The sequence below is a fragment of the Flavobacterium sp. ACAM 123 genome, from assembly GCF_000264055.1.
Classification (GTDB): Bacteria; Bacteroidota; Bacteroidia; order Flavobacteriales; family Flavobacteriaceae; genus Flavobacterium.
The window spans coordinates 1-1038 of sequence record NZ_AJXL01000226.1; the positions used below are offsets into that span (position 1 = coordinate 1).

Annotated in this window: 1 pseudogene; it reads left to right on the forward strand. The window is 39.4% G+C overall.

Annotated features, from left to right (window positions below):
- Positions 1-1038: pseudogene (tnpC, locus tag A3SG_RS20490) on the forward strand (IS66 family transposase); the annotation flags it as partial.

Sequence of the window (1038 nt, forward strand, 5' to 3'; positions counted from 1 at the left end):
TTTGGTCAAAAACGAGAGCGTTTTGAAGATCCTTCTCAAACTACTTTACCTTTAGATCTAGAACAAGAGCTTCTGGAAGAACAAGAAGAGGTTATCAAAGAAGAAATCACTTATTCTCGTTCTAAAAAGAAACATCCTGGCAGGGCTAAACTTCCGGATCATTTACCAGTTGAAGAAATCGAGATTTACCCTGAAGGAGATTTGTCTGATCAGGTTTGTATTGGCAAAGAAACTACAGATGTACTTGATTATGTTCCGGGACACTTTAAAATCAAAAGATATATCCGATACAAATACGCGACTAAGGATAAAGACAACACCAAGATATCCATCGGGGACTTACCCGAAAGAATCATAGACAAAGGAATCCCTTCAGAAGGACTACTAGCCACTATCCTAGTAGATAAATATGTGGATCACCTTCCGCTATATCGTCAAAAGCAACGGTTCTCTAGAGAAGATATCGATATTGCTTCTTCTACAATAGAGGGTTGGGCTGCTCAGAGCATGGCTGCTTTAAAACCCTTGTATGAGAAGCTGGTAATGGATATCAAGAATGAAGGGTATCTTCAAGTGGATGAAACCACCATCAAGGTTTTAGACGACAAGAAAAAAGACAAAACGCATCTGGGTTATTATTGGGTGTATCATGCCCCAATATCCAAGCTTGTGATGTTCAATTACAGCCCTACTCGTGCAAGTAGCGCTGCACTACCTATTTTGCAAAACTTTAAAGGTTACTTGCAAACAGACGGATATGCAGGATACAAAGCTTATGGAAAAAAATCAGATATCACTCCTCTTGGCTGTTGGGCACATGCTAGGCGAGAATTTGAAAGAGCCTTAGATAATGACAAGCAAAAAGCACAACATGTTTTAGTTGAAATACAAAAGCTATATGCGGTGGAGCGCAAAGCAAAAGAACAAAACCTTAGGACCTGAGCAAATCAAAGAGCTGAGGCTTCGGGAAAGTTTACCTATTATAAACGAACTAGGCAAGTGGATGTTTTTGCAAATCAAATTAACCCTACCAAAAAG